Below are 14,840 nucleotides of genomic sequence, written 5' to 3' on the forward strand. Positions count from 1 at the left end.
CGGCAGATCTCGTCGGAGGCGACCATCGCCGCTGCACCGCCGGCCACGAGCGCGAGCCGCGGTGATATCGCCGCAAGACCGGTGCTGGTGATCGCGTCGACGTACGCTGCCGCATCGGTCCGGCGCCCGGCGCGGACAGCCGCATCGACCAGGTCCAGGATTTCACCCACAACGCGCGCGGTGCATGGGAGGGGATCGTTCGTCCCGGGAGGACGTCGGTGGCGTGCTGGTAGGCGGCTTCGAAGTCACCTCGACCGAGGGCGGCGAGTGCCTTGGCGTGCGATGCATGGTTGAGGACGTAGCCGATCCGGCTGGGTGCCGCCCACTGAATCAGCTCGTCCGTCAGGGCTGTCACAGTTTGGTCGTCGCCACGTGCGGCGGCGATCAGAGCCAGGTCATACCGCGGCGGCCCAGCGCATCGTCGGTGCGCATCTGGTCCTCAATGCGAAGGGTCAAGAGGCACTTGAGCCGCGGCTTGGCAAGGCCTGTGCCGCCGCGGCAGCTGCCGCCGGTGGCATCCCGGTACTTCCTCTGAGTTCAACCGATTCAGACGTTGAGATCATCATCGTTCCGGATGGCCAATGCGTCCAGGCGCGTCGTCTGGTCATCAGCAAAGACAATGGCGACGTGGTCGCGGACAAGGAAGTTGTGCTGCCCACGCCCGCAGATGTGTCGCCACGCTGAACGGAGGAACTGCCTCCGACATCCCATGGCGTTCCCGCGGCTCGGGAACCGGCCCTCCGGCGGCAGCGGGTCGAACGCAACGGCTGGACAAAGTGCCGACGGGAACGACGCACGGCAGCCGCTGCGAGAGTTCGCGACCTGTCGCCGAGCCGCCCGTGACGCCGTGGCTCGACCGGCAGGTCCCCTGCGGGAGATTGAGCGGATCCGCGGGAGCCAGCCGGTCGGCTTCAGCTCGGAGTACCTGAGGATTTGAGGCTGTCTGAAGGTCGTGGCGCATCCTGGTGGTGTCCGGTACTACAGGGGAGGGGGAAGGCCATGGACAGCACGGACACTGAGGGGCTCGCGGTGAAGCAGGAACGGCCGAAGTTGCGGTTTCCGATGATGGCGAACGATCAGGGTGGGATCGGGGGCGTGCATCTCGGCGACGTTTGCCACAATCACGTCCTCACGGAGGTCTACGCCGACTTCGACGGTGAGGGGCACCTCGTCCAGTTGCACACTCACGACATCGGTAGCTGCTGACGGCAGTAGCCGGGCTGACAGATCCGGGGGCTGCTAAGCAGTCACCGGGTCGGGCCGAACGCGTGTGCTCACCGCGTCGGTGCGCGGAGGGTGGTCGGCTCGTGGTGGGTGAAGGTCAGTTCGGTGGTGTGGTCGTCGTACCGGATGCGATGCGTGGTGGACTTGGCCGGGTGGATGGTGGCGTGGTCGAGGCAGCCGTTCTGCCAGGTGATGTCCACGGTGAAGCCGCCGCGAGCGCGGAGTTCTCGGACGGAGCCGTTGGGCCAGGTTGCCGGGAGTGCGGGGAGTAGTCGAGCTCATCACCGTGGGACTGGAGGAGCTTTTCCGCGATGGCTGCTGTGCCGCCGGCGTTCGACGGCGCGTGGCGGGTCCTGCTCGCGAGTTGCGTGACCTGGCGGCAGGAAACACTCCCCAGTAGGTTGTCGTGGATGCATCGCAGGCTGAAGACTGACAGCACGCTCGGCCAGGATGTGGAAGGTAGCGATCCGGTTGACGCACCCCCGCTTAGGCGCACATGAAGGTCATGCCCCGACGGATGCGTCTGTGCAACCGGACGGGAGTCTGAGCAAGATTCAGTTGGTTGATCGCCGCGGCCACCATCTGAGGGACAGCCCTAGCGAGCCTTCTCACCTCTCGGCGGACCAGCATCCTGCAGCTAGTGCAGTACCTCGACGCATTCCTGGGCAAGCTCACCAGGCCAGGGCAGCTAGGGCCGCCGAGCGAAAAGCGGCCGCAAGAGCGAGGTCGAGGGTGGGAGCGGTCGTCTGTTGCCGGTGGAGTTGTTGCACGACGTCCCTCCAGAACGGTCTGGCTGCGGACATCCCGGCCCGGCAGGGAGCCGTCCTCCTTGCGGCGCAACGCCCGGTCGCGGCCTCGGCCTTCAGCGAGCCGGTACAGAAGACCGCCCCGGCGGCACTCCCGAAGTACGCCGTCATCCCCACCGGTGACCACGCCATCGCCCGGCCGCCGAGCGCTTCATGGCCACCCGGGCCGGCGCGAAGATCGTCGAGGTTGATGGTGCCTCCCACCTGGTCATAGTGTCCCAGCCGTCGACGGTGACCCAGGTGATCGAACGAGCCGCTCGCTGAGTCCGCCCCAGAACAAGCCGGCCGGAGCTGTCCTGCTCCGGCCGGCTGGTGCGTTCGGTTCAGGTCGGTTCAGAGACGAAGAGCTCGACGGCGATGTCGTCAGGGTCTTTCAGGTTGAGGTGGAACCCGCGCGGACTTGCCTCGATGGCCGAGCAGACGACTCCGGCGGCGGCCAGGCTGTTGTGCCAGGCCTCCAGCTCCGCCCGCGACGGCACCAGGAACGCGACGTGATCCAGACCGATCCGGGTCGGGTCGAAGCTCTTGTCGTTCGACCCGGGATGATCACGCATCGAGTGCGGGCATCGCCACCTCCATGCCACAGTAGGCGGCACGGCCCGCGGGGCAACAAGCCTGAGCATCCGACGTGTTGCCGACTGCCCGGCCGATGAGTCCCGTCCCCTTGCCGCCCGATCGTCCGGCCAGCCAGTCCCGTCCCGCCGGTGGCCGGCACGCTGGGCCACCACCCGGATCACCAAGACCACCCGCACCCAGGCCACCGATCAGGTCGGTGCCGACGGGCCAGACCACGAGATCTGACCACCAGGCCGAGGGCGTCCGCGAGCTCAAAGGCTCCGCACGCCCTCCTCCTCGCCAACGAGCACAACCGCGAACCCCGGCCGGGCACGTGCCGGCCACCGGTGTGGCCATGCTCAGCCGGTGGCCGGCACGCCCTGGTTCATGGTGCAGTTCGTGGTGCCTGGCGCGCGTGATCAGACCCCTGGTCGGGCGCGGGTCCTGAGCTGCTCGAAGCCGTAGTACACAGCCAGCAGGAACTGGACGAGCAGGGTGAGGGGCGCGGAGATGAACGACAGTCCGATGCAGGCCGCGTAGAACGCCGTACCGATGGAGTAGCGCAGTACGGAGGCGCGCTGCTGGGCAGGTGTCATGTCGTGGTCGACCAGATGGCGGCGCAGCACGTGCCACCAGATCAGGCTGAACGAGATCGCGGCGAGGGTGAGGTTGGTGCTGTAGACCGCGGCCGCGACATTCGCGTCGATCGTGTCGTCCAGCAGGTACTCGGCGAACAGGTTCGTCGGGAACGGGAGCAACGCCGCCCACAGCAGCAAGAACAGGTTGAGGAACATCAGCCCGCGGTCCGCTCGCTGGATCTGCCGGAACATCGAGTGGTGGTTGACCCACATGATGCCGAGGATCGCGAAGCTGGTCAGATAGGCGCCGAAGTGCGGCCACTCGTCCACCAGGGCCGGCCAGAGCCGCTCGTCGGGCTCGAGCTCGGGGATGTGCAGTTCGAGGACGAGCAGCGTGATCGCGATCGCGAAGACCCCGTCACTGAACGTCTCGATGCGCGAGGTGTCGGCGAGGTCAGACTGGGTGGCCACGGTCACCCAGTCTGACACCGCTTCAATCAGTCGGGCGACAGCTGAGCGCGGTCCAGCTGATCGCCGGGAGGGTGACGATCAGCTTGCCGTCTTCGAGCCGGACCGACTCGTTCGGTTGCGGAGTGATCCGGTCGGGCTGCTCCGCGGAGTTGTTCGCCAGCCGGTCGTCGTCGTGCACTGTGACGGCTTCGGCGATGGTGGTCACGCCCGCGCGGCTGACGTCGACCGTGACCTCGATCGGGCCCTCGGTGGATCGGTTGACCAGGAACACCGCGAGCTTGCCCTGGTCGTACGTCGCCACCGCGTCGACCGCCGTGATGTCGCCGTAGTTGGCCGTGCTGACGGTCGGCGAGTCGGTCTCCAGTCGCAGTACCTGGCCGGCTGCGAGCCGGGAGGTGATCGCGAACGGATGGAAGGTGGGCTGCCGCCAGGCCGGGCCGCCGCGCTCGGTCATGATCGGCGCGATCACGTTCGCCAGCTGCGCGATGCAGGCGACGCCGACCCGGTCGCTGTGGCGCAGCAGCGAGATCAGCAGGTTGCCGACGACAACGGCATTGGTGACGTTGTACTCGTCCTCGATCCGCCGCGGCGCCACCGCCCATCCGTCCGGGTCCTCATCGGTCCGGCGCGAGCGGGCGCCGTACCAGACGTTCTACTCGTCGAAGGAGATGTCGATCTTCTTCGCGTGGTACTGGACTGGAACTTCTGGAGCCGCAAGCTCCTGCAGCTCGCCGAGCCGGGACTGGAGCTGCTCGACGAACTCACGGAGTGCGCCATTCTCGGCCGCAAGGTGGATGTTGCGCGTTATGCCGGCTGATAGCAGTCGGAGGTCCCCATTTCGCACACGATCTCCACCGGCGACAGTTAGCGAAGCGCGTTCAGCTCGTCAAGGGCGCGATGGCCGCGCTCGACCACCCCTGGAACGACATCGTGGCGCCCGTGACGGATGGGGAACTCGAGCATCACGAGGATCTGTGTCGCTGCGAGCACCGCCGCCCCCTCCCAGTCGACCAGGTCGAGGATTCTCGTCCGCAGCCGCCTTCGGACACCGTCCAGCGGATCCTGGAAGGTGTACCACTGGAGGGTGGTGAGATCAGTCGCCCGTGTGCCGCTACCGGCGTTCCCGATATCCACGACCGCCACCACCGCTCCGTCACGGACCAGGACATTGTCGGGCTTGAGATCGGCATGGACCATGTCAGGTGCCTCTCGTGGTGGTGGGACGTCGCCACACACGAGCCGCAGGCGCTCGACCAAGGCCGACACCACCGAGGAATACCCCGAGAGCTCGGCGACAGCCCTCGACAGACTCGGAGCTAAGTCTTGACCGGATTCCTGACCGGTGGCGAGCCGCCAGGCGTACGACCAGTGGTCGTAGGGCTCGGAGGCTTGGCCAGCCTGGAGTTCGATGATCTCCATCAGCTGCTCAACGAGGGACGGGGTCAGCTCTGGCGCGGGAGCCGCGTCAACGAAGTCCATCAGGTGCCATACATGAGTGGATGTGGCCCCCACTCCGAGCCAGGGCGGGGTGGGACAGCCGCGCCTACGCATGTGCTCGACCACTCTCTGGGCTCGCAACGACTCGTCCAGCTGGTTGGGGCGTGCCCGGGGCCATGCTTTGAGCACTGCATTTGCCCTTCCGGCCAACTGGATGCGCATGGCACCCACATCCAAGCCTCCGGGTAGGCGACTGAGAAGAGTGACCTCTGCCCCGACCACGCTGGCCACGTCGTCCAGAACCTCGGCCGGCAGCTCTGGGTACTCCTCAGCAGCGGTGCTCATTCTTGTGCCGTATCCCTTCGCCCTCTTGCCGCGGCTTGTGTGTTGGGCTTGGTTCTCTGCAGCTGGATCACAGTACGACGGGCTGCTTCGTTTGATCCTCTCCATTAACGCGCGGCCTGGCCGCGCCCGTTCTAGGCTTTCTGCCTGGCCGGTGCCGTGGAGGGCATTCCGAGGCTGATGGCGCGTTGGGTCTGTCCTCGATTGCTGCGGAGGAAGGTGAGGGTGAGGTCGATGCCTTCGATTTCGCCGTGCCAGCCTTGGGCGTTGGCCTGCTGGCGGCGTTGGACGAGGTCTTCTTCGATCTCGTCCAGCCGGGGCAGCATGCCTGGCTTGAGAGTGAGCATCGGGCAGCGAATGCAGGCGTGTTCGTGAGCGCACGGTGTCGCGTAGGGGCGTCCGCAGGACCCTAGCTCGACTTCGCGTTTGTCGAAGTGTTCTTCGAACTCGGACCACTCGGTGCTGGTCGGGTCACGGTATTCCTCGGTAGGTCGTTGGTCGCGTCGCCGGTCGAGGAACTCCTGGTAGTGGCGGACAATGTCGTCGTCGAAGACCGCGACGTAGCCGCGGGTGGTCTCGATGCTGAGGTGCCCGAGGAGAGCTGCTCCGATGTGGATGGGCAGGCCAGAGTTGACCAGGTCAGTCGCGAAGAGACGCCGGAAGTCGTGTGGGGCGAACCGGACACCTTCGAACTCGGGATGGGTGACGGCGAGCGCTTCGCAGCGCTCGTTGAGCCGGCGCCGGACGGTGGCCGGATTAATCGCGGATCGGGTCAGTCCGTTGCGGCGCTGGAACAAGAACGGGAGCGAAATCTTCCAGATCCGCTCGTGAGGGTCGTAGCTGTGCGCGAGAGGGACAGTGCCGTGCTGGCTGCGGTGGCGTTTGATGACCTGGGCGACGGCATGGAACAGCTCGGCCGACATGGGGATGACGCGTTCGCGATCGGCCTTGGACGGCGCGATGACCAGCAACGCGATGCTTCGCCGTTGGTGCGCTGGTAGTTGCGGATGCTCAGGTGGGACAGCTCCAAGAGCTCCTCGATGCGCAGGCCGGCGTGCCGCAGGATCTCGACGACGGCCCAGTCGAGAAAGGCGCCGTCTTCGTCGACCGTGACGTGCACGAGTTGGCCGGTGTCGCGGTTGAGGACTCGCAGCGGCCCGTTGTCGCGCTGGTCGGCTTGGGTGGCGACGCGTTGCCAGCGGGTGCCGCTGTGGATGAAATGTTCGCCTGGCGCGGCGGTTGTGTGGCTGTGAGCAGCTCGCGGAGCTCCAGCCATCGCACGCTGACGTGCTCGACCAGCGTTGGCAGCAGCGGTTGCCGGACGCGTGTCCGTTCGGCGGTGCGTTCGTTCAGTCTGCGTCGGTTGACGTGGCTCCAGCGCACTTCGGCTTCCCGGACCGGGCAAGGCGCGACCCACGGCCCCCAGCGCTCGGGTTCGGCGTGCGCCCAGCTTTGAAGGTCGACGTAGAACGACCGGATCTTGATGAGGATCGCGTCGAGGCTGAGCCGCCGCCGGCCGCCCGGCAGCACCATCACGGCTTCTTTCCACTGCTGGTAGGTCTCTTCGGTGAGCCGCAGATCGCTCCGGGCGGGGTTGACCTTTCGACGGTGCGCCAAAACGTCTCCATCAGGATGTGGGCGATGCCATTGACCGAGTTGTAGTCCATGCCAGCGCCGCGGCGGCGGATGTACTCCACGAACAGGTCACGGATGCCGGGATCGCTGGGCCGGTGGCGGTCGACGAGCTCCTCGACCGTTAGCTGCCCCCTGGTTCGGGCGGCTCGCAGTGTGTGAGGGGCGTTGGCCGGGAAGTGCCCCATCGAGTGCAGAAGTTGCCAGGCGGCGGTGCCGGAGTTGCTGCGCACTCGTCCTTCCCCCGTGATGCAGCTTCCTGGCCTCCAGCGCGCAATGCAGCAGGCCTTCAGGAGTGAGATCGCGCAACGTGATGCCGAAGACGGTCAACGCGCCGGTCACGTCGACCAGCGCGGCGCGCTGCATGAACTCCAAGGCCGGCGACGCGGCAACGTGGTCGAAGAACTTGTCAAGCAGAGGATCGCCAGAAGCCAGCCGGAAGTGACGCGGGTAGGCGGGATAGCGACCGGCGCGGAAGCTGGGCCTCACGATCCGCAGGCAGAACAGGATCCGGGCGGCCGTGACCAGCTCACCACGCTTCGGTTTGGTCAACCCCAGATCGCCGGGGGTGAGCTGGCCGTCATTGAGCCCGCGGCCTTGCCAGCGTTCGTGGGGGTTGGCGGGTCGACGAGGCGGGGCAGATCACCGGTGAGTTCGTTCCCAACAACTCGACTGGCTGGGAGATCGGCCCGGGCGAGCGGTGCGCGACAGGATCGAGGAGTTGTTGGCGCAGCAGGTCGACGGGGCCAAGGTCGAGTGTTTGAAGATCACCGACGAGCCGAAGTTCCTCACCGGTGGCAAGCCGCTGGCGGATGATCTGGTCAAGGCGCAGGTGGTGCGGACCGGTCTTGCCGAGTTCGGGCTGTCGGTGGAGCGGCCGAATGGCGGCGGGACGTTCTGACGGGTGTGTTCAGTCTGGCCGTGACCAGGATGGACGAGCCGGAGGTGCATGAGCAGTCCTGGCTCGATCTGGGCGAAACCATCGACCAGGTCGGCCCACTCCTGGAGGAACGGCTGCTCTCCCTCGGCTGAAGACGTCAAGCCAGGCCCGACGGACAACCGTACAAGTCCTGGCTGCGGGAGCTCCCACCGAAGCCGGGCCAGCAGTCATGCGGAGGGCATCGCCCCGTCCGCGTTACTCGGTTCTGCGCATGCCCGGTGGAGCTGTAGCGAAAGCCTGCACGTCCGTGGAGCGCGGCCCCCGAGCGCTGAGCTCTTGACGGGCATCCGGCTCACACGTGGAAACTCCGCTCGGGCACTCACGCGGCGCAGGCCACCAAACCACCGCGATCCACTCCGCCTCAGCGGGCGGATTCGGCAAGTCCCACTCGACTGTCCAGCGGCCGTCTTGCTCGACCCTGGCCTCGGGCGAGACCAGCCACTTCCCGACGGCACGTGCCGTCCTCGTGGCGGACTCCGCACCTGTCTGCGGATTTGGCCGGGCAACCACAAAGATCGCCGAGCCAGAAAACAGCGGCCCCTGGGCGGTGCCGGTGAAGCGGTAACGTCGCCCGGGCGGCGGCGGTATTGGCCGCTCGGACCAGGAAGTGATAGCGATCGATGGCCCGCCTGACTGTTCCGAACTGGAATTGGTTGGCGGCATAGAACTGGTTGGGAGCGAGGTCGACGCGAAGCTGGTCGAGCTGGGTGTGGCAGTCGTCGACTTGTCCCCTGAGTGGCCGTCGCCACCTACCAAACCAATCAAGGCCGCGCCGATCGTCGCAATGGCAGCAATGCCTGCAATCACCAACGGCTGCCCGCGCTCGAACCGCTTACCATTGCGCCGAGGCTTGGCCATATTCCCCACCGTTCCCGATCGCTATGCCCAGCCCTCGATCAAAGTCCATGCAAGATCCGCCTGCAATCATTGAGACCTGGTCACTAGGCCTGTCGGACGCTCACAGCGCTGATGAAGCCGACACTTGCTGCGTCCCCGCAGATTGTGTTCCCCACCTCTGTGTACCTCTGCAACTGATGATCGGACCCCGAGCTACCGACGTTACATCGCTGTGTGTATGCATTCGTCCGACTGAGCGTGGCTCAACTATTAGCGATGGTTCCCCGGCTTCTTGCTGACGGCACCCGCGGACAAGAGTGGACTAGAGTGGATCGATTGCCAAGCCCGCAGACTCCATCCGAGGGGTCGAACCCGAGCGTTCGAGCCAAGTCTGGGCACTGCTCGAAGGCTCGGCCGGCGCCGCAGCTGCCAACGGAATCTCGAGCCGCTCGCCTGCGCCGAACGCCAACGCGGCACGGAGAATGGCCCCCGCGATGCGCCGGGCCGTGGGCATGGTTTTGGGCACGAACTCACGTCTAGCAGGGTCTGCGGGAGTCTAGGGCGACCGAAGCCAAAGGCACTGAAGTACGCTGCAGTTGGCTGCCGACTACGACATACAAGTCTCTTCGGATCAGGTCGTCCGGGCGCTGTCACGGCAAAGTCGGTTTCTGATTGGGAGCGCGGCTGGTACTCGTGGCCGATCGCACCTGTACGTGCAGCCTTGCGTGAGGTGCTCGGAGCGTCGGCCGACGCGGACCTCGGCTTCGAGAATCGGCGGAGTCGTGCCTCGGAGCCTGACGGCGGGGGAGTCGGCCACCAGAGTATGTCCTTGCTTGATCTGGCCCGTCCGGAGGCAACATCCCCGGTAGGCGTTGTCGACGTGCCCGGGGGGCGATCGTTCCATGGGGCGGAGTTGGCAGCGGTGATCGCTACCTCAGTGCCGGTCGACGGCGGCGTCGTACTCGATCCATCGCCTGACCTGCTGGGCAGCCTGGAGCGACCTCATCGTCGATCGATACTGATCACGCGGACACTTTCCGAGGATGGTCCGGTCACTCACATTGCCGATGGACGGGAGTTCGCTGCCGGCGCCGTACGGCGTGCGGAGGCTCATCGGGTGCCGACCGCATACCGCTTGGACGATCTGACGATCGCAATCGTCTGGGCGGTTGCGAACATCGACTCGGCGATCCTCGCCGATGACAGCCGCCTGCATTCCTACCAGCAGTCGCTGTCGCAATACGAGGAGAGCTCTGCATCGTCGGCGACGCTGAGCGAGGTGCCCAAGCTGAACAATGTGGCGAGGCAATGGCTCGGATCTGAATTCTGCGCGCGCCACATCATCCGCCATCTCTCTCGGCTCACGACCGAACCGTTCTTCTGGAGTCGCGAGCAACGGGGTGAGGAAGCCGCAGCGTGGCTCTTGTGGAGCCACAAACTGAGCTACCTACGACACACCTCGACCCGTTATCCGAAGATGCGTCGCGGCTTCTGCATCCCGGAGCACGAGGTCCGCTCGTCGGCTCGGTATGAACGTGTGCTCCTCCTGCTCGCCGTCGCGCTGATGGAGGCTTGTGGTATCGAGGCGCAGGTCGTCTCCGAGGCAGATCTTGGTGAGATCGAAGGCTTCGTCCTCGCGGACGATCTGATCGTGGCGAATTGGTTGCGAGGGGCGGGCCTCTGGTACGTCGACACGGACGCGCCGTCGTCGCGCTGGGCCACCTATCGCGATGTCTCGAATCACACGGCCTCGAAGTCTGTCATCGATCAGCCGACCTCAGCCGGTCGGATTGAAGCATTGGCTGCGTACCTCGACGTGCCTTGGGCCTGGCTCGCTACACGCTGCCGTGAGCTCGCCGCAGAAGGAGTCGATGGACTAGTTCATCCGCGCAGCCGGCTACTGTCCACCGACGGTCTCATGACCGCTGTCCGTTACGTTGCCTATCTCAACCAACCGCAGAATTCCTGAAGGAGCATTCAGTGCAAGCAGCCGAAGTCACCCCAGGTCGGACATTCGCCGCTCGCTTCGACCACGACGAGGACTTCTACACCGCCCTCAACGACTTCTGCCGCACACACGACATCCGCCAGGCCTTCATCCCGATGTTCATCGCCGGCCTGCGCAACGTGGAACTGGTTGGCAGTTGTGAGCGGATCGAAGACCCGGAGGCTCCTGTCTGGAGCTCGGTCCACCTCGAGTACGTCGAGGCCCTCGGCGGCGGCACCTTGGCGTACGACGAGGAAACCTCGGAACTCCGTCCCCACATCCACGTCTCGGTCGGCCTCAAAACTCACTCGGCCTCCGGCTACACCAGCCACCTGCTCGGAGCAACCGTCCAGTTCCTCACCGAGATGTACGTCGTCGAAGTCGCCGACCCAACCTGGTCGCGACCACGCAACCCGTCCCTCTACGACGTGCCCCTGCTGACCTTCAACAGCTGACGGCGGAAGGTCCTCATACCCGCTGTCCGGGGAGTGTGGGTCGACCCAGACCCAGACCCAGACGTCGGAGTTGTCGGCGGAGGGATGGTAGGCGAGCGCCCAGCCGCGAACGTCGTCCGCGGTCCGGCCCATCCGCTGTGCGGCGCGACGACGCTCTTCCCAGTCCTCGACGTAGAAGACCTGGCCGTGACCGGGACCTCCGGACAGCCTGACCGTCTGTCGGCCACCCTGACCCATAGCCCGATCATCAGCCCTCCCACAACTCAGAATTCGCCATTGCTGCGAGACGTCGCAGCCGGGCTCCACTGAATGACACCACAGGAAGGCACCATCGAGTTGCCCAAGGCAACTGACCGGGTTCACTCTGATGTAGTGGACGTCGACGCGGTTGTGGAGCTGTACGGGTTGCACCCGGACCAATTCACTACGGCCCGCAACCGGCTGGCCACAGCGCTGAAGGAGGCCGGCGACGCCGACGGAGGCGCCGCGGTCAAAGCTCTGCGGAAACCGACCATGGCGGCCTGGTTGGCGAACCATCTGGTCCGGGTCGCCCCGGATCAGATCGCCGAACTGACCGAGTTCGGCGACGAACTGCGAGCAGTCGTTGCCGCCGGGGACGGTCCTCGCTTACGGAGGCTCACTCCCCGCCGCCACGATCTGGTCCAGCGCTTGGTCGCGACCGCGAGGACTGATGTGGCAACGATGGGACGGGTCGTCACGCCCGCCGTCTCCGAGCGGCTGGCAGAAACTCTGGACGCTGCACTGGTCGACCCCGGAGCGGGGAAACTGCTCCGCACCGGACAGTTGACCAGTGCGCTGCGTCATATCGGCTTCGGCGTAGTGGACGAGCGCGGCGAACCTGTGACCGTCCGGCCGCTCAAGGTGGCGAAGGCTCCGCCTCCGCCACGGGCCAAGACGCTGGCCAAGAAGGCGGCTCCGGCCAAGCCTGCGGCCGCGCGAGCGGATGTGCAGAAGTGGACAATCCAGCGGCAGCGAGCCGAGCTGCAGGATCGACTACGGGAGGTCGAGGCCGAGTACGTCGAAGCCGAGAACCAGCGCCAGACCGCCGAGGCAGAGCTCGACGCCAACGAACACCACATCGCCGACATGCACACCGCGATCGAACGACTCATCAACGAACTCGACCAAGCCCGCCGCGAGCTCCGCACAGCCCAAAGCCAAACCAGGAAACTGGAACGCGCCCTCTCTCGCGCCGAACGAACTGCCGCAGTCGCCAGACGGCGGCGTGACACTCAGGAAGAGCGCCTGGCGGCCTTCAACGAATAGCCACCCTGTGCCCAGCCCCAGCTGCCGAGCTCCACATTGAACTGTGGCACCGTCGCGTAGCCGCGGAAACGCATGGAGACGACGTCGGGCGCAACTACGGACACGAGTGGATCGAACAGCAATGAGTCCACGACCATCCTTCGACACTGCGGCCGCCGGCTGTGCCGCAAACGGTCGTTTTCGGAACACCACGCGGCGGCCGGAGCACCCCGGTCGGCTGAGCCGGTGCGGGAGCTCCGGGCGTTCCGCTGGGGGTTTGCCGGACTTTCCGATGGGCGGCCAGGCAGAAGATTCTTGCTCCGTTGTCGACGCGGCGTTCGGAGCGCAGACTGGACAGCTCAGGGGGTGGTTGCTGTGGCGGACGATGCAAGAAGTCGGTCGACACCACTTCGCCCGATAGCAGCTGTGTCGTTCTCGGTCTCGGGTGCACTCACGTTCGTGGCGGTTATCGTCCCCCGCGGCAACCAGCCTGTCCAAGAGGAGCTGTTCGGCACGGCCCTGGTCTTGCTGACTGTTGGCCTCGTGCTCCTGGGCTTCCTGCTGCGGAGGGCGGGATTGCCCTGGAGCGGCGTCGCGGTCCTCTGGGTTGCCGCCGCGGCCGCTCTCGCGGCAGTGGTCGGTGCGGTTTTTGAGAGTCGGCTTGGACCATTTCTGACCGACTTGATGTGGCGAGGTGGGCAGTTCGTCTTCATCCTGGCCACGTTGATCACGAGCCTCGTGGTTCTGAGCTCAGAGGTGATCACAACGTGGTTGTTTCTGCCGGTTGTGACGCTTGCGGTGGGCCTGTTCATGGGGGACGAGCGTGGAGCAGCGGTTCTTGGCCTCGGCGCGATCGGTGTCGCGGTGGTTATCGCGCGTGGTCGAATCTCTCAGGAGCGTTCTGTAGAGACGGGTTAGTCATGCCCAGTGCTACAGCGGACTGATCTGCCGCGTTACGTGGGTGCGCCCAGCTCGACGTGTGTGAAGGTTCAGGCAATCGATGTTTTGGACTGACGTGAGGAGCCTGCGTGTCGCTAGGTAGTCCGATCACCAAGCTGCTGCCGTTTGGGCCAAGGACACCACGGTCGGCCCGGGGCGGTTGCCGAGCAACCGGGTCTGCTCTCGAGCTGACCACTTTCTCACTCGAGCGCGTATCTTCCGCGTGGTTTTCGCATCTGACAGATGAGGGAGCAGCCTGGGGCGGGCTGGGGGTCCTCGGCTCCTGAACCGGCAGCGCGAACTGATAACTCGCGCTGGTCATCGAGGGCGAAGGGAAGATCATGTCCAACTCGGTTCGTTGGCACACACACAGCTGGATCGAGCAGCTTCCTGCGGCACGGGGCAGCGAGATGGGGATCGGGCAGGCTCTCTACCCTGGCGATTCCCTGGTGTCGCCCAACGGGAAGTACACGCTTATCTATCAGGGCGACGGAAACCTTGTCGTGTACGGCCCGGCGGGCTCTGTCCTCTGGGCGTCCGGGACCGGAGGGCAGCCAGCGGGTCTGTGCAAGCTGGTCATCGACGGCGGCCGTACGGGGGTTTCGCTCTTCGGCCCAGGGATGAAGCTGATCTGGGTCAAGCCAGACTCGAATCAGCTTCTCCAGAACAACCCCCGCCTGCTCGTCCAGGATGACGGGAATCTCGTGCTACTCGGCGACTGGGGTGGTGCAGGGCCCGAGTGACCTACTGGCCGTGACACGGTCGCCGCTAGTGGTTGCGGGCAGCTCGAGTGGAGTGGCTGTGCTGGGCAGCGCCGGGGAGCGGAGTTCTGGGACACGTACTTGTAGATGGTGGCTCGGCTGACGCCGAGCAGCCGCGCGATCGAGGACACCGTGGTGTCCGGGTTACCGAGCAGGTCGCGGGCGTGCTGAACCTGCTCGGAGGTCGTTGCCGGTGGCCGGCCGAGTCGGGCACCGCGGGCGCGGGCGGCGTCGAGGCCTTCGCGGGTGCCTTGGACGATCATCTCGCGGATGAACTCGCCCAGGGCGGCGAAGACGTGGAAGACCAGCCGGCCGCCAGGGGTGGTGGTGTCCAGCGCTTCGTGCAGCGACCTGAAGCCGATCTCTCGCCATCGCAGGTCACCGATGATCGAGTTGAGGTCCTGGAGGTTGCGGCCTAGTCGCCATAGCTCGGTGACGGTGATGGTGTCGTTGGGTCGTGCGAACTCAAGGCACTTCCACAGCTCGGGTCGTTCGGCGTTCTTGCCGCTGAGCTTCTCTCGGAAGGTCCGGCTGCATCCTGCCCCGGTCAGGGCGTCGTCGAGCGGCGGCCCAGGTTCTGTTACCTGGTAGACACTCGGGCGCACCCGAT

At 65.7% G+C, this 14,840-nt stretch carries 16 protein-coding genes and 2 pseudogenes; 9 read left to right on the forward strand and 9 right to left on the reverse strand.

All coding sequences use genetic code 11. The features are described 5' to 3' along the window. Positions 1 to 372: 372 nt before the first annotated feature. Together EV652_RS17935 and EV652_RS17940 are read left to right on the forward strand one after the other, a co-directional pair. Positions 373 to 684 carry a hypothetical protein gene (locus tag EV652_RS17935; RefSeq protein ID WP_132210305.1) on the forward strand — a complete coding sequence of 104 codons (312 nt, stop codon included), beginning with the start codon at positions 373 to 375 and terminating at the stop codon, positions 682 to 684. 315 nt (positions 685 to 999) lie between these two features. After that, on the forward strand, positions 1,000 to 1,206 hold the full coding sequence (locus tag EV652_RS17940) for a hypothetical protein (RefSeq protein ID WP_132210306.1): 207 nt from the start codon (positions 1,000 to 1,002) through the stop codon (positions 1,204 to 1,206). A gap of 68 nt (positions 1,207 to 1,274) precedes the next feature. On the opposite strand, the pseudogene EV652_RS44630 reads toward EV652_RS17940, so the two are convergent. The 5 genes and pseudogenes from EV652_RS44630 to EV652_RS17960 form a co-directional block, all read right to left on the reverse strand. Then, positions 1,275 to 1,487: pseudogene (locus tag EV652_RS44630) on the reverse strand (glycoside hydrolase family 95-like protein); the annotation flags it as partial. A gap of 408 nt (positions 1,488 to 1,895) precedes the next feature. Then, positions 1,896 to 2,234 carry a hypothetical protein gene (locus EV652_RS17945; protein ID WP_132210307.1) on the reverse strand — a complete coding sequence of 113 codons (339 nt, stop codon included), beginning with the start codon at positions 2,232 to 2,234 and terminating at the stop codon, positions 1,896 to 1,898. Positions 2,235 to 2,353: 119 nt separating this feature from the next. After that, positions 2,354 to 2,584, reverse strand: coding sequence for a VOC family protein (locus tag EV652_RS44075; RefSeq protein WP_158441183.1), 231 nt, complete (start codon positions 2,582 to 2,584; stop codon positions 2,354 to 2,356). A gap of 420 nt (positions 2,585 to 3,004) precedes the next feature. Further along, positions 3,005 to 3,634 (reverse strand): TMEM175 family protein, encoded by a 630-nt coding sequence (locus EV652_RS17955; protein ID WP_158441184.1) that lies wholly within the window; start codon positions 3,632 to 3,634, stop codon positions 3,005 to 3,007. A 22-nt stretch (positions 3,635 to 3,656) separates the two neighbouring features. After that, positions 3,657 to 4,274, reverse strand: a pseudogene (locus EV652_RS17960) (alpha-L-arabinofuranosidase C-terminal domain-containing protein); the annotation flags it as partial. Positions 4,275 to 4,319: 45 nt separating this feature from the next. Between EV652_RS17960 and EV652_RS45810 the strand changes: the two are divergent. Beyond that, a complete protein-coding gene (locus tag EV652_RS45810; RefSeq protein WP_255512603.1) occupies positions 4,320 to 4,451 on the forward strand; it encodes a hypothetical protein in 132 nt (43 codons plus the stop codon). 47 nt (positions 4,452 to 4,498) lie between these two features. On the opposite strand, the gene EV652_RS17965 is transcribed toward EV652_RS45810, so the two are convergent. Next, positions 4,499 to 5,521, reverse strand: coding sequence for a phosphotransferase family protein (locus EV652_RS17965; RefSeq protein ID WP_199238254.1), 1,023 nt, complete (start codon positions 5,519 to 5,521; stop codon positions 4,499 to 4,501). A gap of 26 nt (positions 5,522 to 5,547) precedes the next feature. Then, on the reverse strand, positions 5,548 to 6,384 hold the full coding sequence (locus EV652_RS17970; protein WP_132210310.1) for a tyrosine-type recombinase/integrase: 837 nt from the start codon (positions 6,382 to 6,384) through the stop codon (positions 5,548 to 5,550). A 316-nt stretch (positions 6,385 to 6,700) separates the two neighbouring features. On the opposite strand from EV652_RS17970, the gene EV652_RS17975 reads away from it, so the two are divergent. Then, positions 6,701 to 7,075 (forward strand): hypothetical protein, encoded by a 375-nt coding sequence (locus EV652_RS17975; protein ID WP_132210311.1) that lies wholly within the window; start codon positions 6,701 to 6,703, stop codon positions 7,073 to 7,075. Between the two features lie 42 nt (positions 7,076 to 7,117). Here the strand turns inward: EV652_RS17975 and EV652_RS17980 are convergent, their stop codons facing one another. Beyond that, positions 7,118 to 7,597: a hypothetical protein gene (locus EV652_RS17980; protein WP_132210312.1), complete on the reverse strand. Its 480-nt coding sequence runs from the start codon at positions 7,595 to 7,597 to the stop codon at positions 7,118 to 7,120. 148 nt (positions 7,598 to 7,745) lie between these two features. Between EV652_RS17980 and EV652_RS17985 the strand changes: the two genes are divergently transcribed. The 5 genes from EV652_RS17985 (at position 7,746) to EV652_RS18005 (ending at position 13,448) form a co-directional block, all read left to right on the forward strand. After that, entirely contained in the window at positions 7,746 to 7,946 is a 201-nt protein-coding gene (locus tag EV652_RS17985) for a hypothetical protein (protein WP_132210313.1), read from the forward strand. Between the two features lie 1,705 nt (positions 7,947 to 9,651). After that, positions 9,652 to 10,791: a hypothetical protein gene (locus EV652_RS46385; RefSeq protein ID WP_242001841.1), complete on the forward strand. Its 1,140-nt coding sequence runs from the start codon at positions 9,652 to 9,654 to the stop codon at positions 10,789 to 10,791. A gap of 11 nt (positions 10,792 to 10,802) precedes the next feature. After that, entirely contained in the window at positions 10,803 to 11,264 is a 462-nt protein-coding gene (locus EV652_RS17995; RefSeq protein WP_132210314.1) for a PPC domain-containing DNA-binding protein, read from the forward strand. Positions 11,265 to 11,636: 372 nt separating this feature from the next. Next, complete coding sequence (locus EV652_RS18000; protein ID WP_132210315.1) at positions 11,637 to 12,551, forward strand: hypothetical protein; 915 nt, start codon at positions 11,637 to 11,639, stop codon at positions 12,549 to 12,551. Positions 12,552 to 12,956: 405 nt separating this feature from the next. Continuing rightward, entirely contained in the window at positions 12,957 to 13,448 is a 492-nt protein-coding gene (locus EV652_RS18005) for a hypothetical protein (protein WP_132210316.1), read from the forward strand. Positions 13,449 to 14,121: 673 nt separating this feature from the next. Here EV652_RS18005 and EV652_RS18010 read toward each other — a convergent pair. Continuing rightward, positions 14,122 to 14,835, reverse strand: a complete 714-nt coding sequence (locus tag EV652_RS18010) for a recombinase family protein (protein ID WP_199238255.1) — start codon at positions 14,833 to 14,835, stop codon at positions 14,122 to 14,124. Positions 14,836 to 14,840: the final 5 nt, after the last annotated feature.

Source organism: Kribbella steppae (assembly GCF_004342025.1).
In the GTDB taxonomy this organism is placed as follows: Bacteria; Actinomycetota; Actinomycetes; order Propionibacteriales; family Kribbellaceae; genus Kribbella; species Kribbella steppae.